A 20,743-nucleotide genomic window follows, 5' to 3' on the forward strand; every position below is an offset into this window, starting at 1 on the left:
CGATAGTCCCACCCGTGAGTGAACTGGAGGACCGGCAGGCGCCACGGCAACGGACCGTGGACGTCTACGATTTCCGCAGGCCCACCACCTTGCCCCGGCAGCACAGCCGCGTCCTGGAAGTGGCGTTTGAAACATTCGCCAGGCAGTGGGGCACCCAGCTCACAGCGAAGGTCCGGGTGAAGTCTTCCGCCACCCTGGACCAGCTGAGCATGCAGAGCTACGACGAATACGCCGCCTCCCTGCCGGCCGTCACCGCCATGGTCCTGTGCCGGATCGAAGGCAGCGAATCCCGGCTGGTCCTGCAGTTCCCGGCCACCGCCGCCCTGTCCTGGATCAGCCGGATGCTGGGCGGCGCCACGGACCCGGTGGTCCCGGAACGCAAGTTCACCCAGATCGAGCATGCCCTGGTGCGGCGCATGGTGGAGGACGGGCTGGAGGACCTGCGCTATTCACTGGGCTCCCTGCTGGCCGCGCCGCTGGCCATGGACGTGGTCCAGTACAACTCCCAGTTCGCCCAGGCGGCGGCGCCCGGCGAGCTGATGATCGTGGCCGCGTTCAGCGTCAAGGTGGGCGAGAACCACAGCGCCGCCACGCTGGCCATCCCGGCGGACGTGCTGCTCCCGGGCCTGGGTGCGGTCAACCCGATGGTTCCCACGGCCGACGCCGGCGCCCTGGTCCGTGCCCAGGTGGCGCAGGTGCCGGTGGACGTGGCCGTGCAGCTGGCGTCCGCGCCGGTGACGCCCGGGCAGATCCTTGGCCTGGCCGTGGGCGACATCCTGCCCCTGCCGCACCGCGAGAACAGCCCGTTCGACGTCACCATCAACGGCACCCGGCTGGGCACCGCGGCCCCGGCCCGGAACGGTTCCCGTGCCGCCGCCGTCATTGTCACCACCGAGGAGAACCAGCGATGACCATCACTTTGAACCTGCACGAATCCTCGGCGCAGCAACTGGCCCTGCACCTGCCGCATCCGGCGGTGCTGTCCGTTTCCGGCATCGTCCCGCCGCTGGCGGCCGCCGCGTACGCGCCGCAGGGCATCGCGGCCACGTTCGTGGGCGCCGTGACGGCGGACCTGGCCCTGGTCCTGGCGGACCGTTCGTTCCTGGCTGCGGCCGGCGGTGCCGGAGCGGCTGCCGGCGGCGGGGCACCGGGCCTGGTGTCCGCCGTCGACATCCTGCGCCCTGCCATGGAGGCGGCTGCCGCGGTGTTCGACGCCGGCGTGCTGGGGGAGTTAAGGGAAGAGGACGCCGCCGGGCTGCTCTCGGACCCGGAAACCGCGGTGTTCGAACTGACGGACGGCACCAGCCCGGCCGGCTGGTTCGCGGTGCGGGTGCGCGAGCACGGCACCGTCCATGACGCCGGCCGCGGCTCCCGCCGGGATTCCGGCGTTCCGGCCCGGCTCAGCCTGATCAGCAACGTGGAAATGTCCCTGACCGTGGAGATCGGCCGCACCAGGATGTCCGTCCGGGACGCCTTGGCACTGGAACCGGGCAAGGTCATTGAACTGGATCGCTCCGCCGGTGCCCCCGCCGACGTCCTGCTCAACGGCCGCCTGATCGCCCACGGGGAAGTGGTGGTGGTGGACCAGGACTACGCCGTCCGCATCACCCGCATCCTGGATACCGCCGAGGGACTGGGGTAGATGGATTCAGTCATCCTGGGGCTGCGCGTGCTCGTGGCCCTTGGTGCGGTGCTGGGCCTGATGTGGTACCTGCAGCGCCGCCTGGGCAAGGCGAAAGGCCACGGCCGCCGCCGCGCCAACCGCACCCTGAGCGTGGTCAGCCGCCAGGGCGTGGGCCAGAAGGCCTCCGTGGTGGTGATCGACGCCGGGGACAAGCGCTTCCTGCTCGGCGTCACCGAACACAGCATCAACGTCCTGCATGCCGGGGAGATCCCGGTGGAAGCAGTGGACATCACGACGCCGGAGCAGCGGGCCGCGCTCCCGGCACCCGGGCGGGTGGCGGCGGCGCCGTCGGAGAGTTTCGCGGCCGTGTTCCAGGAGGCGGCGGGCATGCCCCGCCGGGCCGAGCTGCACCGCCGCGTGGGCCCGGCGGCCCTGCCCGGATCCAGGCTGTCCGGTCCCGGTGTGCCGGCGTCGAAGCTGCACGGCTCCCTCCTGGCCGGTTCCACCTGGCGGCAGGCCGCCGAAGCGCTCCGCGGACGCCGGAGTTGACCGGAACCGCGGCCGCCCGCCCGCGGCCCCGCCAGGCCGCCACGGCAACCCGGCTACTGGCGGCCGCCGTCGCGGCGGTGCTGCTCGCCGTCGTCGTCCTCTGGCTGGGCGCCGCCCTGGCCGGAACCCCCGCGCACGCCGCCCCCGTCCCGGTGCCCACGCCCACCCGGCCCGCGGCCCCCGCCGAACCGGGCAACGGCAACGTGAGCATCAACATCAACGGCCTGGACGGCCAGCCCTCCACCGCCGTGGTCACCCTGATCGGCATCACCCTGCTGTCCGTGGCGCCGGCGCTGCTGCTGATGATGACGTCCTTCACCAAGATCTTCGTGGTGCTGGCCATGACCCGGAACGCCCTGTCGCTGCCGTCCATCCCGCCCAACCAGGTGCTTGCCGGGCTGGCCCTGTTCCTGTCCCTGTTCATCATGTGGCCGGTGATCCAGGACATCAACACCGCCGCGGTGCAGCCGTACCTGAACGGCAGCATCGACTTCGGCGGGGCCGTGTCCGCCGGCGCCGCGCCGCTGCAGCGGTTCATGCTGGGCCACACCCGGCAGGAGGACATCGCCCTCATGACGCGGGCAGCCAAGATGGCCAACCCGGCCAACTCGGAATCGGTGCCGCTGCAGACCCTCATCCCGGCGTTCATGATCTCCGAGCTGCGGGCGGCGTTCATCATCGGGTTCGTCATCTTCATCCCGTTCCTGGTGATCGACCTGGTGGTCTCCGCCGCCCTGATGTCCATGGGCATGATGATGCTGCCGCCGGTGATGATCTCGCTGCCGTTCAAGATCCTGCTGTTCATCCTGGTGGACGGCTGGGGACTGGTCATCACCTCCCTGATCCAGAGCTACGGCTGATGGATACCAACGCCGTCCTGGACATCTGCCTCCAGGCCATGATCGTGGCGGCCAAGCTTTCCGCACCCGTGCTGGTCACCGCGCTGGTGGTGGGCCTGGCCATCTCGCTATTGCAGTCCATCACCCAGCTGCAGGAAGCCACCTTGTCCTTCGTGCCCAAGGCCGTGGCCGTGGCCATCGCCCTGGTGGTGTGCGCGCACTGGATGATCACCGAGATGGTCTCGTTCACCAACGAGCTTTTCGCCCGGCTGCCCGGGTTGATCGGGGGAGCGTGAACATCCCCATCGACCAGGGCTGGCTGGAAGTGATGCTGCTGGCCTCCGTCCGGATGGTCGCGTTCCTGGTGGTGGCGCCGCCGTTCGCGCACCAGGCCATCCCGGCGCAGGTCAAGGCCATGCTGGGCATCGGGCTGGGCCTTGCCGTGTCCGGGCGCCTGGCGGCCGGGTACGTGCCCCTGGACACGGCGGGGTTCCTCACCGCGATCGTCCTGGAGCTGGCCACCGGCCTGGCCCTGGGGTTCCTGGTATACCTGGTGTTCGCCGCCGTCCAGTCCGCGGGCAGCCTGATCGACCTCTCCAGCGGGTTCCAGATGGCCCAGGCGTTCGATCCCCAGATGATGGTCAACGGCGCCCAGTTCACCCGGCTCCTGCAGATGGCGGCGCTGGCCATGCTGTTCGCCTCGGACGGCTACCAGCTGGTGATCGGCGGCCTCACCGGCAGCTTCACGGCGTTCCCCCTGGCCGGCGGAATCGACCTCGCCCGGCCCGCCCAGGCAATGGTCCAGGCCGTCACCGGGATGTTCCTGTGCGCGGTGCAGATCGCCGGGCCGCTGATGGTGGTCCTGCTGCTGGCCGACGTCGGCCTGGGCCTGCTGACCCGCGTGGCGCCGGCCCTGAACGCGTTCGCGCTCGGTTTCCCGCTGAAGATCCTGCTCACCCTGGCCCTGGCGGGTTTCCTGTTCTTGGGGCTGCCGCGGATCGTGGCCGTCCTGGCGGGGCAGGCCGTCAACTCGCTGATGGGGGTGGGCTGAATGGCGGACTCGCAGGAGCGCACGGAGCAGGCCACGGACAAGCGGATGCGCGAGGTCCGGTCCAAGGGCCAGCTCAGCCGCTCGCAGGACCTCACCGCCTGGCTGGGTGTCGGTGCCGGCGCCGTGATGCTGCCGGCCACCATCGACCGGGCCGCCAACGCCGCCGTGGACCACGTGTTCAGCATCCGTTCCGTGATGGAAAGCCCGGACCCCGGCAAGGCCCTGCACGCCCTGGAACTGGGGCTGGGCTCGCTGGCCGGCATCCTGGGGCCCCTGCTGCTGGTGGTGTTCCTGGTGGTGCTGGCCGGATCCGCCGTGCAGGGCGGGGTGCATTTCAAGAAGTTCCGCCCCGAGTTCGGCCATTTCAACCTGCTCAGCGGGCTCAAGCGGCTCTTCGGGATGCAGGCCGTGTGGGGTGGGCTGAAGGCGCTCCTGAAGGCGGCCGTCGTCGGCATCGTCCTCTATTTCGTGGTCCAGCGCCTCATCCCGGTGCTGCTCACCGCCGGCGGGCTGCCGGTGTCCGGGGTGATCGCCGCGGCCACGGACGGCATCGGCTCCCTGGTGCAGTTCGCCGTGGCGGCGGGCCTGGTGCTGGCGGCCGCTGACGTGCTGGTGGTGATGCGCCGCAACCGCAAGAAGACGCGGATGTCCAAGAAGGAAGTCACGGACGAGAACAAGAACACCGAGGGCGACCCCCTGATCCGCTCGCACCGGCGTTCCCGGCAGCTGGCCATGAGCCGGAACCGCATGATCGCCGCCATCGCCGACGCCGACGTGGTGCTGGTCAACCCCACGCACGTGGCCGTGGCGTTGAAGTACGACGCCGGCACGTCGGCTCCGCGGGTGGTGGCCAAGGGGGCGGGGGTCATCGCCGCCCGGATCAGGGCCGAGGCGGAGGCCAAGGAGGTGCCCATGGTGCAGGACATCCCGCTGGCCCGGGCGCTGCATTCGGCGTGCGGACTCGGCCAGGAGATCCCGGTGGAGCTGTACCGGGCGGTGGCCGGGGTGCTGGCGTTCGTGATGTCCCTCAAAGCCCGCGGCGCCGCCCGCGGGATGCACCGGATGGCGGAAGTTCCATGACCGCCGCGCTGCTTGAACCTGACCACCGTGAAAGGACCTCCGCATGAAGAAGCCGCTTGGCCCGTTGGCCGTTCCGGTGGGGATCGTGGGCATCGTGCTGCTGCTCGTGGTCCCCGTTCCGGCGCCGCTGCTGGACGTCCTGATTGTCTGCAACATCCTGCTGGCGCTGCTGGTGCTGCTGACCAGCATGTTCGTCAAGAAGCCGCTGGACTTCTCGGTGTTCCCCTCGCTGCTGCTGGTGGCCACCCTGTTCCGGCTGGGCATCAACGTGGCCTCCACCCGGCTGGTGCTGGGACAGGGGTACGCGGGGCAGGTGATCGAGGCGTTCGGCCATGTCACGGTGGGCGGGTCCATGATCATTGGCGCGGTGGTGTTCCTGATCCTGGTGGTCATCCAGTTCGTGGTGGTCACCAAGGGCGCCGAGCGCGTGGCGGAGGTGGGTGCCAGGTTCACCCTGGACGCCATGCCCGGCAAGCAGATGGCCATCGACGCGGACCTGAACGCCGGCCTCATCACGGACGCGCAGGCCCGCAGCCGGCGCGCGGAGGTCTCGGCAGAGGCGGACTTCTACGGCGCCATGGATGGTGCGTCCAAGTTCGTCAAGGGCGATGCGATCGCGGGCATCATCATTATCATCATCAACTTCATCGGCGGCATTGCCATCGGGGTGCTGCAGCGCGGCATGGACGTGGGGGATGCGCTGGGCACCTTCGGGCTGCTGACCATGGGCGATGGCCTGGTCACGCAGATCCCCGCGCTGCTCATGGCCGTGTCCACCGGCATGATCGTCACCCGGTCCAACGCCGAGGAGGACATGGGCCGCACCGCGTCCTCCCAGCTGATGCAGTCGCCCACGGCCATGATGATCGCCGGGCTGGCCGCGGCCGCCATGGCTTTCATCCCGGGCATGCCCATCTTGCCGTTCCTGCTGGTGGCCGCGCTGCTGCTGTTCGGTTCGCGGCGGCTGGCCGCGGACCAGAAGGCCCGGGCTGACGTGGCGGCGGCGGAGGAAGCCTTGCTGCTGCCGGAGGAGGACCCGAACGAGCGGCTGCTGGAGGACATGCGGGTCCACCCGGTGGAGATCCTGCTGGCCCCGGACCTGGTGGACATCGTCTCCGGCGCCTCGGATGACCTGCTGGCCCGGGTGCGTTCCCTGCGGCACAAGATCGCTATGGACCTGGGGCTGGTCATCCCGCCGGTCCGCACCCGGGACAGCGTGGAGCTGCCGCCGGCCACCTACGTGATCCGGATCGCCGGGGTGGAGGCCGGTCGCGGCACCGCACCGGCCGGGCGGATGCTGGCCCTGGGCGACTTCCTGGACGCCCTGCCCGGGGCATCCACCGTGGAACCCGTGTTCGGGCTGGCCGGCAAGTGGATCCCGTCCGAGATGCGGCACAGCGCGGAAATGACCGGCGCCACCGTGATCGACCGCGTCTCTGTGCTGGTCACGCACCTGTCCTCGATCGTCACGGCCAACGCGGCGCGGCTGCTCTCGCGGGAGGACGTCCGGGTGCTCACCGAAGGTGTCCGGAAGCTGAGCCCGGCGGCCGTGGAGGAACTCACCCCGGGGCTGCTGTCCCTGGCCGAGATCCAGCGGGTGCTGCAGGGCCTGCTGGAGGAGCAGGTCCCCATCAACGACCTCCCGCGCATCTACGAGGCCCTGGCGCTGCGGGCGAAGGCGTCCACTGATCCCGAGGCGCTGATCGAGGCGGCCCGGCAGTCCCTGGGCCCGGCGCTGGCCGCGAAGTTCCTGGACGGTGGAGTGCTGCACGTGATCATGATCGATCCGCTGCTGGAGCAGTCCATGCTGGAGGACCTCCGCCCGGGGGAGGGCGGCACGCAGATCGTCATGAACCAGGCCCGGCTCGACGCCGTGCTCGGCTCGGTCAAGCAGTCCATGGAATCCGCCGCGGCGGCCGGTCGCCAGCCGGTGCTGGTGTGCGCGCCGGCGCTGCGGCCCGCGGTGCGGCGGCTGGTGGCAGGGCCCGACGGCGGCGTGCAGGTCCTGTCCTACCGCGAGGTGACAGCCGCGAACGTGGGCATCGAGACGATGGGGGTGGTGCGGCATGCCGAAGCAATTCAGGCTTAAGGGGTCCTCGCTGGAGGCCATCCGGGACAAGGCCGTGGCCCAGTACGGCGCCGGCGCCCGGATTGTCGCGGCCGAGAAAGTGACCAATCCCGGGTTCGGCGGGTTGTTCGCCAAGGACCGGTTCGAGGCCACGGTGGAGGTGCCGGACGGTGCTGCCTCCGCTGGCGTTGGCGCGTCTGTGCAGGCGCCTTTGGCAACCGCGACGCCGGCACCGGGCACGGCTGCCAACGCCCACGCCGGACTCCGGCGCCCCGCTATTGCCGCCCTGCTGGAGCAGGCGGACCAGAGCGAGCTGCGGCTCCACGGCCGGGGTGGCGGGCATGGCGCTGCTTCAGGTTCTGGGCACGTCCCGTCCGCTGCCGCGCAGGCCGTGGAGCCCGTGGAGCCCGTGCCGGTTTCGACGGCGCGGGCCGACTTCGCCGGACTGTTGGCGCAGCTGGGTGCCGAATACGGCAAGCCGCTTGCCGCCGTCGAACCTTCCCTGGCGCTTCCCGCAGGTGCTCCGGGTGAGGCCGTTGGCCAGGCAAAGACCCGTCCGAAGGCTCCGGCACCGCTCACCGGTGCCGGGGACCTGGTGCTGCTGCTGGGGCTTGGCGACGACGCCCTGGGCCCGGCCCTGGAGATGTCCCTGGCCGCAGGGGGCTGCGATGTCCGGACCAGCGGCAAGCTGACCGCGTTCGGCCACCTGCACGTGGCGGACCGGCAGGGCGCGACGGCGGCGCGCGCCTCGGCCGTGGCCACCGGGCAGGCGGTGCTGCTGGCGTTCGGGCTGGGCAGCCCGCGCGACGTCGCCGGCCACGCAGCCGTGATCGCAAGCCTCGGCGCTGACCAGGCCTGGGTGGTGGCGGACGCCCGCCGGAAAACCGACGATACCGCTGCCTGGCTGACGGCACTGCGGAACCTGACCGCTGTGGACGCGCTCGCCGTCGTGGGTTCGCAGGACACCCTGACCCCGGGAACAGTGCACGGTTTGGGGCTGCCCGTCGGTTGGCTGGACGGCAGAAAGGTAGATTGAGTACATGTTGGTTCTGACGCGCAAGCCGGGCGAGAAAATCATGATCGGGGATGACATTGTCATCACCGTCATGGAGGGGCGCGGCGACGGCGTGCGGATCGGGATCGAAGCCCCCCGCGGCGTCACCATCCAGCGCAGCGAAGTGGTGGAAGCCATTGCCGCTGCAAACGTCGCAGCAGCGCAGGCGGGCCCGGAAACCGAAGAGCTCCTGAAGGCGTTCCTCCCGCCCGCGGACTGACGCTTCCGCCGGGATTGGGTCCCTGGCACGTGCGGCGGAAAGCCTTACGCCGAGAGGACCGGGCGCGTGATGCCGCCGTGGGTGGCGGCGCCCATTTGGGCCATGTAGTCGTTCCGGCGGCGGGCGTTGATTCGTGACTCCGGCGCGTGGGTGGTGCCGGGGTCGTCGGCGTAGTGCGCGGCCAGGCCGTCCCGCATCAGCCGGATGGCTTCTGCACGCTGCTGGGAGACGGCGGCGTGGGTGGATCCGAGTTCGGCGGCAAGCTCCTTGACGGTGCGGCCGGCGAGGTAGATCTCTTCCACCACGTAGCGCATCTTGGCGGGCAACGCCGTGACGGCGGCGCGAAGGTACTTGACGCGTTCATCCGCCAGCACTGCGTGTTCGGGGGACGCCGTTTCCGCAGCGAACGTTTCCACAATGACGTCGTCCAGCGGAGTGAGGGTCCGGGCGGCATCGGCCAGGGCGGCTTCCACCACGCTTCGCTCCACTCCGAGGGATGACGCCATCTCCGACACCGTGGGGTTCCGGCCCAGGAGTCCGCGCAGGGTTTCCTCCACGGCCATGGTTTCCTTGATGCGTTTGCGGGCCGAGCGCGTGGCCCAGTCCTGGGAGCGCATCTCGTCCGCGAAGGCACCGATGATACGACGGCGGGCGAAGGCTCCGAAGGGAACGCCCAGGGCGGGATCGAACGACTCCGCGGACGTGATCAGCGCGATGGACCCCACCGACGCGAGGTCGTCACGCGACAAATGGGAGGCTTTGGCGCACACCTCGGAAACCAGATAACCCACTAAGGGGAGGTGCTGGAGGACCAGCTCGTTGCGGTGTTCGCGATCCAAAAAAAGTCCCCCCACGAGACTGTAGTGATGGTGCTGCCGCGCAGCACTGAGCGAAGACTATCACCTCAAAGCGACCCATTACGTGTACTGTCATGCAAAAGACGGCGCGGATTTCGCATCTCCGCGGCGGCAGAACTCCATAGTGATTGGGGAACCATTGGGGGCAGATGGACTTTCCGCGACGTTGTGGCGCGAAAGACGGCAACTCGAGCTGTTGAATTTCCGCTTGGAAACGCAGCTCCTGTACCTGGGCACGGGCAAAACCCAATGGTTAACGTTCACATCCGCGGACCTGGAAGCCGTCCTGGAGAAGCTCCGCTTCGAGACCCTCGCCCGCAATGTCGAGGCCGCCGCGGTCGCCGCAGAGTGGGGCGTTCCCGGCGAACCGGACCTTCCGCGCCTGGCTGCAGCGGCGCCCGAAGGGATTTGGGGCGAACTCCTGCTGGACCACCGGCGGGACATGTCCCTGCTGCTCCAGCACATCCAGTCCGCGATAGAGGCAAACCGGGAGGCGCTGAAGTCCGCGCTGGAGGGCGTGGCCCGGGACCTGGATGCGGTCGCGTCGTCCCCCGAGCCGGCCGACGAACTCTCGGTCCTGGCCCGGCAGGCCAACGCGGCGCACGCCCTGGCCGTGGTGGAAAATTGCGGGCAGCCGCTGGTGGCGGAGTTCCTGGGCGCCACCGAGTAGGAGCCCGGCGCAGGGCATTGCGGCCGGTCACGGCGCGGGGCTACGTTGTGGCGATGGAGCGCAAGGCAACACCGGGCGACATTGATGCCATCTGCAAGGGCCTTCCCGAGGTTGTGCTGGGGACCTCCTGGGGCGACCGTCCAACCTACAAAGTGCCGCAGGGACCCAAGGGCCGGGGCTTCGTGCTGTACCGGGCCCCGCACAAGACGGCGATTAATCCGGAATCGGGCGAGCCGTACCAGGACCTGCTGGTCATCGTGGTCCCGGACGATGCCGCGAAGTCAGCCCTGGTGGAGGACCCGTCGCTGCCGTTCTTCACCGTGCCCCACTTCAACGGGTACAACGCCGTCCTGGTGCAGGAGTCCCGGCTTGGCGAGATGTCACGCGAAGAGCTGGCGGAGATCCTGGTGGAAGCCTGGGCGGCCCGGGCACCCAAAAGGCTGGTCAAGGAGTTCTTCGCCGGCCGTTGACGCACGACGCCGGCCCGCGACGTGCCCCATGACGCCCCGTTAGCTGGGTGGGCCTCAGCCACAAGGAGCCGCCGCACACTGTCAGGCCGCCAGGTGGAAGGTGTCCGCAAAGCGGCGGAGGAGGTCTCCCGGCCCGCTCAGCACCCGGACCACGCCGCTTTCGATCGCGCGGTCCGGTGCCATGTCTCCGGAGATGAGCAGCCGGATGTCCGGCCCGGTGGAAAAGGCGAGGTCCGCCGCGCCGTCACCGCGAATGACGTCGAGGCTCGGTCCCTGGACCCTGATCAAAAGGTCGGCGGAACCAAAGTGGGCCGCATAGGCCGTGGCAGGAAGGGCGGCCGCCACATCCGGCCGGAACGCGGTGCGCAGGTCCATGGTCATCGAGTCGGGGCTGATGATCTGGTCCTCGCGTGGATCGCCCATGGCCTTGAAGCCCCAGGCGCCCAGCGCGAGGACCACCGGTTCGAGTTCCCGTCCGTACGGCGTGAGCTCGTAGACGATGACCCGCGAGCGTGGCGCACGGCGGATCACGCCGGCCGCCTGCAGTTCCTTGAGCCGCGCGGCCAGGATATTGCTCGGGATCCGTGGCAGGCCCTCGGCGAGCTCACCGTAGCGGCGCGGCCCTACGAGCAGGTCGCGGACGATCAGCAGGGCCCACCGTTCGCCGACGATCTCCATGGCCCGCGTGATGCCCGAGTACTGTCCGTAGTCGCGTGCGGCCATGAACCTCAGGCCTGCTGGTTCATGAAGGCTTCCGGGCCCTGTTCGGCGGCAGCGGCTTCCATGTAGCCAAACTCAAGGATGTTGCCGTCCGGGTCCGTCAGCTGGCGCTGGTACATGAAGCCGTAATCGGAAGCGGGCTGGGCCTCGGTCCCGCCTGCTGCCAGGCCACTGGCAACGCTGGCGTCCACTGCATCCCGGCTCTCCAGGAAGATTGCGGTGGTGGCCGATACGGTCGCGGACGGGTCGCCGATGGGCCGGTCGCTGAAGGTCTGGAAGTACTCGCGGACCAGGAGCATGAAATAGCTGTGGTCTTCCTCCACCACCACGCATGCGGCGTTGTGGTCAGTGAACAGCGGGTTGATGGTGAAACCCACCGCCGTATAGAACGCCTTGGCGCGCTCCAGGTCGGTCACCGGCAGGTTTACGAACATTGCGGTCATCACAGTCTCATTTCCCAAGATGGAGTGGATAACCACGATACTTGCAAAAAACAAGTGATGGGTCAATACCCCCTGCCTGCATGCTTCAGTCCCGCGCCAGCGGCAGTGCAAGCCTCATGGTCGTGCCGTCGGATCCGGTCCGCTGTACGTCCACGGTGCCGCCGGCTGCGGTGGCGATGTCGCGGACCAAGGCCAGTCCTATGCCGAAGCTCCGCCTGCCCCCGGCTCCGTCCAACCCCGGGGCGCGGACGAACCGGTCAAAGATCCGCTCGGGGTCCACCCCGGTGATCCCGGATCCGGTGTCTGCCACCAGGACCACGGCCCGGGATCCCTCAACACTGGTGCTGATGGTGATGCTTCCGCCGGACGGGGTGTGGGCCAGGGCGTTATCGGCCAGGGCCAGGATGGCGCGCCGCAGCGAGCCGGGATCCGCGCGCACCCACGCCGTACCGGCCCCGGAGAAGTCCAGCCGGATGCCCTGTTGGCCGGCCAGGTCCTGGAGGCTTTCGGCGGCGGACCGGGCAACCGCCGCGACGTCCACCGGCTCCGGGACAACGTCCCCGGACGCCCCGGCGGATCCGCCGGGGGAGCCGGTCGCCGCCAACAGGAGTTCGTTGACGATGCCCGTCAGCGTGGCCGTGTCCTCCCGGATCTTCGCCAACGCCTGCGCCGGCTCGGACCCGGGCTCGGCCTTGCGCTGGGCGAGCTGGATGCGGGTGTCAAGGATCGCCAGCGGGGTGCGGAGTTCATGGCTGGCGTCCTGGACGAAGCGCCGTTGCCTGGCCAGGGCCTCGCCCAGCGGCCGGATGGCACTGCGGGCGCTGATCCAGCCCACCACACCGGCCAGCACGATGCCCCCCAGCCCGGCCAGGATCATGCCCTCGATCAGGTCCTTCGAGTCCAGGTAGGTGTAGGCCTTGCCGGCGGTGGAACCGGGCGGCGTGGGATGGGCCAGCTTGTTCATGAGGAACACGGTGGCGGCGGTGAGCAGCACCAGCACCAGGACGGCCACGCCGGCGCTGATCCGCAGTGCCACCTTCAGCGACGCGCGGCGGAGGATGTCCTGGTCCGCGTCCCCGGAGCCGGAGTGGGACACGCCGGTGGAGCCAGGGCCGGAGGAGCCAACACCGGAAGAGGAAGAGGTCATGAGGGGTCGCCGATCTGGTAGCCCACGCCGTGGACGGTGCGGATGACGGTCCGGGAGATCTTGCGGCGCAGGTGGTGGACGTAGGTGTCGATGACGCCGGGCTGGTCCGTGGACTGGAAATGCGCGGCGAGCAGGTCGTCGCGGGTGAACACCCTGCCGGGTTCGGCGGCCAGCGCCGCCAGGAGTTCGGCTTCCTTGGCGGTCAGCGTCACCACCTCGCCGTAGGCGGAACGGACAGAGCGCGACGCCGGATCGAAGTCCCAGCTGCCGATGCCCACCGGCCCCGCGGGCGGAGCGAAGGTGCGCGTCAGTGCGCGCAGCCGCGCCGCCAGCTCGCCGGCGTCGAACGGTTTGGTCATGTAGTCGTTGGCGCCGGTGTCCAGCCCGCGGACCTTCTCGTCCGTCTCGCCCAGCGCGGTGAGGATCAGGATGGGGGTGGCGATGCCTTTGGCCCGGAGCGCCGCGATGACGGCCAGTCCGTCCATGACGGGCAGGCCGCGGTCAATCACCATCACGTCCCAGGGCTGCGTCAGCCCCAGGTGCAGGGCTTCCTGGCCGGTGGCGGTGAGCCGGATCCTGTAGTCGGGCTCCAGCAGTTCCGCGATCATTGGGCCCAGCGCGGGATCGTCCTCGGCGAGCAGCAGGGAAGGCCGGTCCGCGGTGGTCATGCGGCTATTCTTCCGTGAAAGCGTCCTGCCGGGCGCTGGTGCCCACCGTGTCGAGGTGCGGCGCGGCACCCGCCGAAGCGTCGTCGTCGTACTCTGCGGACGGCTCTGCGGCGGCGCGGCGGTTGGCGCGGCGGCGCTTGAGGTATTCCACGGCCCAGGGAACCACGGACACCAGGACCATGAGCACGGCGATGACGTCGATGTTCTTGGCGATGATGTCGTAGTGCCCCAGCCAGGTGCCCAGCAAGGTCACGGACGTGGCCCAGGCGGCGGCTCCCACAATGTTCCACAGCGTGAAGGCCCTGTACCCGTAACGGGCAGTGCCGGCGGTCAGCGGAGCGAACGTCCTGATGATGGGGACGAAGCGGGCCAGGACAACGGCTGCGCCACCGTGCCGGCGGAAGAAGTCCTCGGTGGCGGTGAGGTGGGCGGTTTTCAGGACCTTGGCGTCGTCCTTGAACCAGCGCCGGCCGAACCGACGGCCCAGCAGGTAGCCCACCTGGTCGCCGGCGATGGCTGCGGCCGTGATCACGCCGATCAGGACGGGGAGGGCCAGCTGCAGCTGCTGGTGCAGGAGCCCGGCGGTGAAGAGCAGCGAATCCCCGGGCAGGAACGGGAACAGGACGCCGGATTCGATGAAGACCATCCCGGCGATCACGCCCAGGGCTGCCGGTCCCAGGCCGCTGAGCAGGCCGGCGGGGTCCAGCAGGGACGGTGGTCCGGTGGTGGCCATGGCGGAGACCAGGTCAGGGGTGAGGAAGCTGTGCATGGGGGTCCTTTAGCGTCGGCTGGAAGGGGTGGTGAGCGCGGCGGGCAGGCGGTCGAAGAGCCGGGGAGCGAAGCGGTTCCAGAGCCCGGCGAGCAGCACGAAGGCGGCGCTCGCGGCCAGGAACGAGGCCGCCACGTCGGTGGGGTAGTGCACCCCGACGTACAGCCGGGACCATGCCACGATGACGGCCATGAGGGCGCCGGCCGCGGCCACCAGCTTGGCCCAGCGGGTGCCCCGGGCCAGGAAGTACAGGGCGAAGGCCAGGGCGACGGCGAAGCTGACGTGGCCGCTGGGGAAGCTGTTGGATCCGGTCTCCGGCGAGAGGGGGTCGAACAGCAGGGCCGGGTTGGGCCGCTGCCGGGCGACGATCAGCTTGAAGGCTTCGCTGGCCACCCAGCCCGAGCACGCCACCACGCCGAAGGCAACGGCGGTGGCCAGGTCGCGGCGCACCAGCAGCACCACCAGGGCGATGACGGCGATCAGGCCCAGGCCGGCCACCGGGCCGAACAGGAGGTTGATGCCCATCGCGACGGCGGTCAGCACGGCAACGTGGTGCGTGCTGAGGTCCTGGTCCACGTGCAGTTCGGCGGCGGTGTCGCCGGGCAGGAGCTGCACCGTGAAACCGAGGGCGACGACGGCGGCGCACAGCAGCGCGCCCAGCAGCAGCCAGTGCCGGGCCTGGGGGAGCGCCGGGAACTGGGTGCGGGCTGCGTCGGTGGTGCGGGGGCCGGCTGTTGTCTTGTGGGCTCGGGTTGGTCCGTTCACGAATCCTCCGGGATGGTCCTGCGGCGGACAGGGTTCTGTCCGTGGTCTCTGTTTCGATCCTTCCCCAGGGCTCCTAAGAAAGGCTTAAGAAACGCGACCGCCGCAGGGCCGCCGAAGGCGCACGCTCAGGTCACGGGCCGGCCGTGATCGCGGTGAGGAGTGCTGCTCCGTCGGGGCTGCCCAGGCCGGTGCAGGGGTCCCAGCCGGCGGCAGCCTTGTACGTGCCGTTGTTTCCGGTGGTGATGTCGCGGAAGGCCGCCTTGTTGCGGTACAGCAGCGGCTGGATCTGCCCGAAGGTGCGGTTGGTGGACTCCGCCAGCAGGGCGATGAGTGCCGCCCAGAGCGGTGCCACGGCGCTGGTGCCGCCGATGACCATGTCCGTGCCGTCCACCCGCACTTTGTAGCCGGTCTGGGGGTCGGCCACTGCGCTGACGTCCGGCACTCCGCGGCCTTTCGGCCCTGCGGGGTGGTGGCCGCCGTGATGCGCGGACTGGCCGGACTGCCACGCGGGGACGGGGAAGGTATCGCTGTAGCCGCCTCCGGTGGCAGAGTGCGGGCCGTCGTTCCACACCGTCTCGGAGGTGATGGTCCCGGTTCCGGGGTCAGCGTCGAGGCGCGTTCCGCCGCAGGCCAGCGCGTGGGGGCTGGAGGCGGGGAAATCGGCGTGGTCTTTGCCGTCGGTGGCGCCGTCTGCGCTGCCGTTGTCCCCGGCGGCGGCGGTGACGGTCACGCCGAGTGCCGTGGCGTCGGCCAGGGCCTGGTCGAAGGCTGTCCGGGCCTGGGCGGTCCAGTCGTCCTCGCTTTGGCCCCAGCTGATGCTGATGGACGTGGGTGCCGGGGCGGCGTGGGAGGCGTTGATGATGGCGTCGAGGAATCCGGCGTCGGTGTTGGGGGCGAAGTAGACCGGAATGTCCGCCTGAGGCACCAGGGCGCCCACCACTTCGATGTCCAGGAGGACTTCGCCGTCCGCGCCCGTGGGGTCCTGTCCGGGATGGTTCGCGGCGCCGTCGACCCCCACTGCCCGCACCGTGGGCCCGGTGATGCCCAGTTCGGCGAAGTAGGCGTCCAGGTCGGATTGGGCGAAGCCGCCGCCGAGTTCGATGATGGCCACGGTCTGGCCGGCGCCGCCGCCCGCGGGGAAGTTGTAGATCCGGGCAAGCTCGGGCGGTGTGTAGCTGGTCCCGGACGCCGCCCGCGGAATGGCATGGAACTGGGCGCGCGCCTGGGGCCGGTCATCAAGGCCCAGTACCGCCGTGACAACGCCGTCCAGTTCCGCGGGGATCTCCAGCCCACCGGTCCTGTGCCGGTGGGTGACATCGTGGCCGTGCGGACCGCTGCTGGTGACTTCCTCCAGGCTGGTGCCGAAGATCCGGCTCAGCACCTCCACCGTCCCGGCGAGGCGGATGCGGCGGGAGGCGGCGTCGGCCTCGACAACCTCGGCGCCGAGCCGGGTGAAGGTCTCGGTGGCAAGGTTCAGGTCAGCGTCGGAGGCGCCGTGGCGGGCTGCCAGTTCGTCGCGGGTCAGGGGCTGGGCGGGCTCGCTGGAGGTCTCCGGCAGCGGTTCCTGGCGGCGCAGGATCACGGTGACCTCGATCCTGTGCGCGGGATTGGCAGGACCCAGGGTGTTTTGGATCCGTGCCGCCGCGGGGCGTTCTGAGCCGGGGAGGGGGACACGGCTCTCTGCGTGCTCGGGGGTGGGGTTGGTGTGCTCAGACATGGGATGGCTCCGTTCGTGGTCAGGCAAGGCCAATTGTGCTCCGCGCCACTGACAATGAACAGGGAACTTTGGTCCCGGATGAGCCACCCAACGGACAGCGGCGCGGCTGGTACCTGGTCCGCGCAAAAAACACTCGCGCCGAGTACGGGCTGGGCTGGTGCTGTCAGTCCTTGGGGAGGGCGCGGACTGAGTTATTGCGTTTCTCGTGGGTGAGCTCGGCCAGTCCCAGAGCTTCCAGCAGCGGTGGGAGGTACATTCCGAACCGTCCGCGGTAGCCTTTCCGCAACCCGTACCAACCGCCCACCGGGTTCCCGGGATCCCGGCCCCATGCCTCGACGCTGCCTTCCAGGGCCGGCTTCGATTCATCGGCGGCGCCCAGGGGAACCCAGTCCCCTTGCTCGGTCAGCCACGCATGCAGGTCTTCGATCGCCCGGAGGTGGTATTTCAGGGTGGTTGAGCCCACCTGGCAGACCAGTGCCGGTGGGGCTGCCTCAGGGTCCCGGTACATCTGGTATTCGGATGACCCGGGCGCCGTCACCAGCTGCCACGGATCTGCCATCGTTCCCTCGGACACTAGAACCACGCACCTTCCACGTCGATAGCCTGAGTTTAAGACCAAAATCGCTGATTGCGGCGGTAATCAGTTAAGTGCTCGCGCGGGTGCGCACGGGTCGCGGTGGCGCACCACGGCGGGCCTCGCCTTGGGAAGTCAGCGCACGACGGCGGCACGCGCCACGCGCAAAAGGTGAGCGCGCGTCGGTGGGAAGGCTGTCGAAGGTGAGCGGGCGTTGGTGGGAGAGCGGCAAGAAGTGAGCGGGCGTTGGGGGATGGGTGGTCGAAGGTGAGCGGGCGTCGGTGGGAAAGCTGTCGAAGGTGAGCGCGCGTCGGGGGAGGAGCGGTCGAAGGTGAGCGCGCGTCGGGGGAGGAGCGGTCGAAGGTGAGCGCGCGTTGGGGGAGGAGCGGTCGAAGGTGAGCGGGCGTTGGGGGAGGAGCGGTCGAAGGTGAGCGGGCGTTGAGGGAAGGCGGTCGAAGGTGAGCGCGCGTCGGTGGGAGAGCGGTCGAAGGTGAGCGGGCGTTTGAGGGGGTGCACGCTTGACGAGTTCCGCCGCGCCCGCATATCCTGAACGAACGGTCGGTAAATAATTCCGAGCCGCCCGACAGGTCTTTGCATAGGAGCAACCATGGCAGCGCAGAACTTGCAGTCAGTGCCGGCTGAGCTAACCCAAGAAGCGGACGCCGCGGGCCAGGCCCACTTCGACCGCATCATCGCCGAGGACTCCCGGATCGAGCCCCGCGACTGGATGCCGGCGGCCTACCGCAAGACCCTCCTGCGCCAGGTGTCCCAGCACGCCCACTCCGAGATCATCGGCATGCAGCCGGAGGCCAACTGGATCTCCCGCGCCCCCAGCCTGAAGCGCAAGGCCATCCTCATGGCCAAGGTCCAGGACGAGGCCGGCCACGGGCTCTACCTCTACAGCGCCGCCGAGACCCTGGGCCAGTCGCGGGACAAGATGATGGACGACCTCATCGCCGGCAAGGCCCGCTACTCCAGCATCTTCAACTACCCTGCCCTGACCTGGGCGGACATGGGCGCCATCGGCTGGCTGGTGGACGGCGCAGCCATCTGCAACCAGGTCCCGCTGTGCCGGGCATCGTATGGCCCCTACGGCCGGGCCATGGTGCGCATCTGCAAGGAAGAGTCCTTCCACCAGCGCCAGGGCTTCGAGATCCTGCTGGAACTCTCCAACGGCACGCCCGCGCAGAAGCAGATGGCCCAGGACGCGGTGAACCGCTGGTACGCCCCGGCACTGATGATGTTCGGCCCCCCGGACGACGATTCGCCCAACTCCAAGCAGTCCATGGCCTGGAACATCAAGCGGTTCAGCAATGACGAGCTCCGCAGCCGCTTCGTGGGCATGATGGTGGAGCAGGTTCGGGTCCTGGGCCTCACCCTCCCCGATGACCAGGTCCGCTTCAACGAGGACACCAAGAAGTGGGAGCACGGCCCGCTGGACTGGCATGAGTTCCAGGAAGTCCTGGCCGGCCGCGGCCCCTGCAACGCCCAGCGCCTTGAGCGCCGGAGGGCAGCGCACGACGACGGCGCCTGGGTCCGCGAGGCAGCCGCCGCGTATGCGGACAAGCAGCGAGCAAAACAGCAGGCAAAAGAGTCGATGAAGACGAAGGAACACGCAGCATGAGCCCCCACGGCAACCCGGAAACCCCGGCCAGCTCCGCCACCGAGATCAACCGCGAAGCCCCCAAAGCATCCCCCGCGCCGCAGGAGCACCACGACCGCGGTGCCTGGGGCCTCTGGGAGGTCTTCGTCCGGTCCAGCCGCGGCCTGAGCCACGTCCACGCCGGGTCCCTGCACGCACCGGATGCCGCCATGGCCCTCCGCAATGCCCGCGACCTCTACACCCGCCGGAACGAGGGCGTCTCCATCTGGGTGGTCCCGGCGGACGCCATCGCGGCCAGTGATCCCGATTCCAAGGGCTCCTTCTTCGAGTCCCCGCAGGGCAAGGACTACCGGCACGCCACGTACTACACCAAGAGCGAAGGGGTGAAGCACCTGTGAGCACCCCCGAAACCAGCACCCACGAAAGCACGGGCCACGGCGACATCTCCACCGGCGTGGCCGGCGGCGACTCCAACGCATCGGCAACAAGAATCACCCCCGGCAACGCCCTGCGCCCGGAGGACATCGCCCTGGAGGTCAAGACCGGCCTGGTGAAGCCCAGCGGGGACGTCGCCGAGTACGCACTGAGGCTGGGCGATGACGCCCTGATCCTCGCGCAGCGGCTGGGCCACTGGATCTCGCGCGCACCGGAGCTGGAGGAGGACATCGCCCTGGGCAACATCGCCCTGGACCAGCTGGGCCACGCCCGCAGCTTCCTCACCTACGCCGGCGCCGGCATGCCCAAGGAGGACGGTACGGCCACGTCCGAGGACGAGCTGGCCTACTTCCGCCGCGAACACGAGTTCCGGAGTGTCCAGCTGTTCGAGCAGCCCAACGGGGACTTCGCGGCCACCATCGCCCGCCAGTTCGCGGTGAGCTACTACCAGTACGAGCTCTACCGCCGGCTCACCGAATCCACGGACGCCACCCTGGCAGCCATCGCCGCCAAGGCCGTGAAGGAAGTGGATTACCACCGGGACCACAGCAGCCAGTGGGTGCTGCGCCTGGCCGGCGGCACCGAGGAATCCCGCCAGCGAATGATCCACGGCCTGCGCCTCATGTGGCCGTACGTCAACGAACTGTTCCAGGACGATGACCTGACGCAGCGCCTCGCTGAGGCGGGTGCCGCCGTCGCGCCTTCCAGCCTTAGAGGCGACTTTGACCGCCTGGTCACCGCCGTCCTCACCGAAGCCGAGCTGGAGGTGCCGGACGTGCCCGCAGCCCCGGGCGGCGGCCGGTACGGCAAGCACTCGGAGCACCTGGGCTACATCCTCGCGGAGATGCAGGTGCTGGCCCGCGAGCACCCCGGGGCCAGCTGGTGACTGCCATGTACATCTCGGACTTCGAAACCCGGACGCAGACGCCCCGGCAGAAGGCGTGGGACATCGCCGCCACGGTGGTGGACCCGGAAATCCCGGTGCTCACCATCGCGGACCTGGGGATTTTGCGGAAGGTCGACGTCGGCACGGACGGAAGCGTCACGGTCACCATCACGCCCACGTACTCGGGCTGCCCGGCCATGGACGCCATCCGGGACGACCTCTACACGGCCTTCAAGAAGGAGGGCTACGGGGATGTGCACGTGGACCTGGTCCTGGCCCCGGCGTGGACCACGGACTGGATGACGGAGGTTGGCAAGCAGAAGCTGCAGGAGTACGGCATCGCCCCGCCCAGTGGCCACTCGAAAGCCGGCGGCCACTCCGGCCCCATCCGGCTGAGCCTGGCGGTGAAGTGCCCGCAGTGCAACAGCCTGAACACCAAGGAACTCACCCGCTTCGGTTCCACGTCCTGCAAGGCGCTGTATGTGTGCCAGGACTGCAAGGAACCGTTCGACTACTTCAAAGTCCTGTAAGGAA

General features: G+C 69.3%; 25 protein-coding genes. 16 read left to right on the forward strand and 9 right to left on the reverse strand.

From position 1 onward, the window contains the following. Positions 1-14: 14 nt before the first annotated feature. From DC347_RS10280 to csrA, 10 genes are all read left to right on the forward strand, one after another. Complete coding sequence (locus tag DC347_RS10280; protein WP_109045313.1) at positions 15-911, forward strand: flagellar motor switch protein FliM; 897 nt, start codon at positions 15-17, stop codon at positions 909-911. Then, on the forward strand, positions 908-1,642 hold the full coding sequence (fliN, locus tag DC347_RS10285; protein ID WP_109045314.1) for a flagellar motor switch protein FliN: 735 nt from the start codon (positions 908-910) through the stop codon (positions 1,640-1,642). Before DC347_RS10280 ends, fliN begins: the two co-directional genes overlap by 4 nt. Beyond that, positions 1,643-2,173: a flagellar biosynthetic protein FliO gene (fliO, locus tag DC347_RS10290; RefSeq protein WP_109045315.1), complete on the forward strand. Its 531-nt coding sequence runs from the start codon at positions 1,643-1,645 to the stop codon at positions 2,171-2,173. It begins immediately after the preceding gene. A 77-nt stretch (positions 2,174-2,250) separates the two neighbouring features. After that, a complete protein-coding gene (gene fliP, locus DC347_RS10295) occupies positions 2,251-3,033 on the forward strand; it encodes a flagellar type III secretion system pore protein FliP (RefSeq protein WP_240617756.1) in 783 nt (260 codons plus the stop codon). Continuing rightward, positions 3,033-3,308 (forward strand): flagellar biosynthesis protein FliQ, encoded by a 276-nt coding sequence (gene fliQ / locus DC347_RS10300; protein WP_109045316.1) that lies wholly within the window; start codon positions 3,033-3,035, stop codon positions 3,306-3,308. The genes fliP and fliQ overlap by 1 nt, the downstream gene beginning before the upstream one ends. Further along, the gene (locus DC347_RS10305; RefSeq protein ID WP_109045317.1) at positions 3,305-4,063 is read left to right on the forward strand and encodes a flagellar biosynthetic protein FliR; all 759 of its coding nucleotides are present in this window, start codon (positions 3,305-3,307) and stop codon (positions 4,061-4,063) included. Before fliQ ends, DC347_RS10305 begins: the two co-directional genes overlap by 4 nt. Further along, positions 4,064-5,143, forward strand: a complete 1,080-nt coding sequence (locus tag DC347_RS10310; protein WP_109045318.1) for a flagellar biosynthesis protein FlhB — start codon at positions 4,064-4,066, stop codon at positions 5,141-5,143. A 43-nt stretch (positions 5,144-5,186) separates the two neighbouring features. Next, positions 5,187-7,232 carry a flagellar biosynthesis protein FlhA gene (locus DC347_RS10315; RefSeq protein ID WP_109045319.1) on the forward strand — a complete coding sequence of 682 codons (2,046 nt, stop codon included), beginning with the start codon at positions 5,187-5,189 and terminating at the stop codon, positions 7,230-7,232. Further along, positions 7,210-8,247 (forward strand): hypothetical protein, encoded by a 1,038-nt coding sequence (locus tag DC347_RS10320; RefSeq protein WP_109045320.1) that lies wholly within the window; start codon positions 7,210-7,212, stop codon positions 8,245-8,247. Before DC347_RS10315 ends, DC347_RS10320 begins: the two co-directional genes overlap by 23 nt. A 4-nt stretch (positions 8,248-8,251) precedes the next feature. Continuing rightward, positions 8,252-8,485 carry a carbon storage regulator CsrA gene (csrA, locus tag DC347_RS10325; protein ID WP_109045321.1) on the forward strand — a complete coding sequence of 78 codons (234 nt, stop codon included), beginning with the start codon at positions 8,252-8,254 and terminating at the stop codon, positions 8,483-8,485. Between the two features lie 44 nt (positions 8,486-8,529). Here csrA and DC347_RS10330 read toward each other — a convergent pair whose 3' ends face one another. Next, positions 8,530-9,324 (reverse strand): sigma-70 family RNA polymerase sigma factor, encoded by a 795-nt coding sequence (locus tag DC347_RS10330; RefSeq protein ID WP_109045322.1) that lies wholly within the window; start codon positions 9,322-9,324, stop codon positions 8,530-8,532. Between the two features lie 142 nt (positions 9,325-9,466). Between DC347_RS10330 and flgN the strand changes: the two genes are divergently transcribed. Further along, positions 9,467-10,012, forward strand: a complete 546-nt coding sequence (flgN, locus tag DC347_RS10335; protein ID WP_206073912.1) for a flagellar export chaperone FlgN — start codon at positions 9,467-9,469, stop codon at positions 10,010-10,012. A 53-nt stretch (positions 10,013-10,065) separates the two neighbouring features. Then, entirely contained in the window at positions 10,066-10,482 is a 417-nt protein-coding gene (locus DC347_RS10340; RefSeq protein ID WP_165838012.1) for an MmcQ/YjbR family DNA-binding protein, read from the forward strand. 81 nt (positions 10,483-10,563) lie between these two features. Here DC347_RS10340 and DC347_RS10345 read toward each other — a convergent pair whose 3' ends face one another. The 8 genes from DC347_RS10345 to DC347_RS10380 all read right to left on the reverse strand — a co-directional run bounded on the left by DC347_RS10345 (position 10,564) and on the right by DC347_RS10380 (position 17,285). Next, on the reverse strand, positions 10,564-11,205 hold the full coding sequence (locus DC347_RS10345; RefSeq protein ID WP_109045324.1) for a helix-turn-helix domain-containing protein: 642 nt from the start codon (positions 11,203-11,205) through the stop codon (positions 10,564-10,566). A gap of 5 nt (positions 11,206-11,210) precedes the next feature. Continuing rightward, positions 11,211-11,645 (reverse strand): VOC family protein, encoded by a 435-nt coding sequence (locus DC347_RS10350; protein WP_018761641.1) that lies wholly within the window; start codon positions 11,643-11,645, stop codon positions 11,211-11,213. A gap of 85 nt (positions 11,646-11,730) precedes the next feature. Continuing rightward, positions 11,731-12,792, reverse strand: a complete 1,062-nt coding sequence (locus DC347_RS10355) for a HAMP domain-containing sensor histidine kinase (protein ID WP_109045325.1) — start codon at positions 12,790-12,792, stop codon at positions 11,731-11,733. After that, a complete protein-coding gene (locus DC347_RS10360; RefSeq protein WP_109045326.1) occupies positions 12,789-13,460 on the reverse strand; it encodes a response regulator transcription factor in 672 nt (223 codons plus the stop codon). The genes DC347_RS10355 and DC347_RS10360 overlap by 4 nt, the downstream gene beginning before the upstream one ends. Before the next feature lie 4 nt (positions 13,461-13,464). Further along, positions 13,465-14,229, reverse strand: a complete 765-nt coding sequence (locus DC347_RS10365; protein ID WP_109045327.1) for a DedA family protein — start codon at positions 14,227-14,229, stop codon at positions 13,465-13,467. Positions 14,230-14,238: 9 nt separating this feature from the next. Continuing rightward, entirely contained in the window at positions 14,239-14,994 is a 756-nt protein-coding gene (locus tag DC347_RS10370; protein WP_109045328.1) for a phosphatase PAP2 family protein, read from the reverse strand. A gap of 130 nt (positions 14,995-15,124) precedes the next feature. Then, on the reverse strand, positions 15,125-16,711 hold the full coding sequence (locus DC347_RS10375) for a protease pro-enzyme activation domain-containing protein (protein WP_109045329.1): 1,587 nt from the start codon (positions 16,709-16,711) through the stop codon (positions 15,125-15,127). Between the two features lie 163 nt (positions 16,712-16,874). After that, positions 16,875-17,285 (reverse strand): DUF6855 family protein, encoded by a 411-nt coding sequence (locus DC347_RS10380; RefSeq protein WP_109045330.1) that lies wholly within the window; start codon positions 17,283-17,285, stop codon positions 16,875-16,877. Positions 17,286-17,892: 607 nt separating this feature from the next. Between DC347_RS10380 and paaA the strand changes: the two genes are divergently transcribed. From paaA to paaD, 4 genes are read left to right on the forward strand one after another with little or no spacing between them, the layout of a single operon-like run. After that, positions 17,893-18,909, forward strand: coding sequence for a 1,2-phenylacetyl-CoA epoxidase subunit PaaA (paaA, locus tag DC347_RS10385; protein ID WP_109045331.1), 1,017 nt, complete (start codon positions 17,893-17,895; stop codon positions 18,907-18,909). Further along, on the forward strand, positions 18,906-19,286 hold the full coding sequence (paaB, locus tag DC347_RS10390) for a 1,2-phenylacetyl-CoA epoxidase subunit PaaB (protein WP_018761633.1): 381 nt from the start codon (positions 18,906-18,908) through the stop codon (positions 19,284-19,286). The genes paaA and paaB overlap by 4 nt, the downstream gene beginning before the upstream one ends. Then, positions 19,283-20,209: a 1,2-phenylacetyl-CoA epoxidase subunit PaaC gene (gene paaC, locus DC347_RS10395; RefSeq protein ID WP_109045332.1), complete on the forward strand. Its 927-nt coding sequence runs from the start codon at positions 19,283-19,285 to the stop codon at positions 20,207-20,209. The genes paaB and paaC overlap by 4 nt, the downstream gene beginning before the upstream one ends. A 5-nt stretch (positions 20,210-20,214) precedes the next feature. After that, entirely contained in the window at positions 20,215-20,739 is a 525-nt protein-coding gene (paaD, locus tag DC347_RS10400) for a 1,2-phenylacetyl-CoA epoxidase subunit PaaD (protein ID WP_109045333.1), read from the forward strand. Positions 20,740-20,743 lie beyond the last annotated feature (4 nt).

Source organism: Pseudarthrobacter sp. AG30, from assembly GCF_003116525.1.
Lineage (GTDB): Bacteria > Actinomycetota > Actinomycetes > Actinomycetales > Micrococcaceae > Arthrobacter.

Coding starts and splice junctions, on each gene's coding strand:
- DC347_RS10355 (WP_109045325.1), bottom strand. CDS start 12,792: ATGACCTCTTCCTCTTCCGGTGTTGGCTCCTCCGGCCCTGGCTCCACC.
- DC347_RS10340 (WP_165838012.1), top strand. CDS start 10,066: ATGGAGCGCAAGGCAACACCGGGCGACATTGATGCCATCTGCAAGGGC.
- fliO (WP_109045315.1), top strand. CDS start 1,643: ATGGATTCAGTCATCCTGGGGCTGCGCGTGCTCGTGGCCCTTGGTGCG.
- paaB (WP_018761633.1), top strand. CDS start 18,906: ATGAGCCCCCACGGCAACCCGGAAACCCCGGCCAGCTCCGCCACCGAG.
- DC347_RS10360 (WP_109045326.1), bottom strand. CDS start 13,460: ATGACCACCGCGGACCGGCCTTCCCTGCTGCTCGCCGAGGACGATCCC.
- paaD (WP_109045333.1), top strand. CDS start 20,215: ATGTACATCTCGGACTTCGAAACCCGGACGCAGACGCCCCGGCAGAAG.
- DC347_RS10310 (WP_109045318.1), top strand. CDS start 4,064: ATGGCGGACTCGCAGGAGCGCACGGAGCAGGCCACGGACAAGCGGATG.
- DC347_RS10375 (WP_109045329.1), bottom strand. CDS start 16,711: ATGTCTGAGCACACCAACCCCACCCCCGAGCACGCAGAGAGCCGTGTC.
- csrA (WP_109045321.1), top strand. CDS start 8,252: ATGTTGGTTCTGACGCGCAAGCCGGGCGAGAAAATCATGATCGGGGAT.
- DC347_RS10320 (WP_109045320.1), top strand. CDS start 7,210: ATGCCGAAGCAATTCAGGCTTAAGGGGTCCTCGCTGGAGGCCATCCGG.
- DC347_RS10315 (WP_109045319.1), top strand. CDS start 5,187: ATGAAGAAGCCGCTTGGCCCGTTGGCCGTTCCGGTGGGGATCGTGGGC.
- DC347_RS10345 (WP_109045324.1), bottom strand. CDS start 11,205: ATGGCCGCACGCGACTACGGACAGTACTCGGGCATCACGCGGGCCATG.
- fliN (WP_109045314.1), top strand. CDS start 908: ATGACCATCACTTTGAACCTGCACGAATCCTCGGCGCAGCAACTGGCC.
- DC347_RS10365 (WP_109045327.1), bottom strand. CDS start 14,229: ATGCACAGCTTCCTCACCCCTGACCTGGTCTCCGCCATGGCCACCACC.
- fliQ (WP_109045316.1), top strand. CDS start 3,033: ATGGATACCAACGCCGTCCTGGACATCTGCCTCCAGGCCATGATCGTG.
- DC347_RS10350 (WP_018761641.1), bottom strand. CDS start 11,645: ATGACCGCAATGTTCGTAAACCTGCCGGTGACCGACCTGGAGCGCGCC.
- paaA (WP_109045331.1), top strand. CDS start 17,893: ATGGCAGCGCAGAACTTGCAGTCAGTGCCGGCTGAGCTAACCCAAGAA.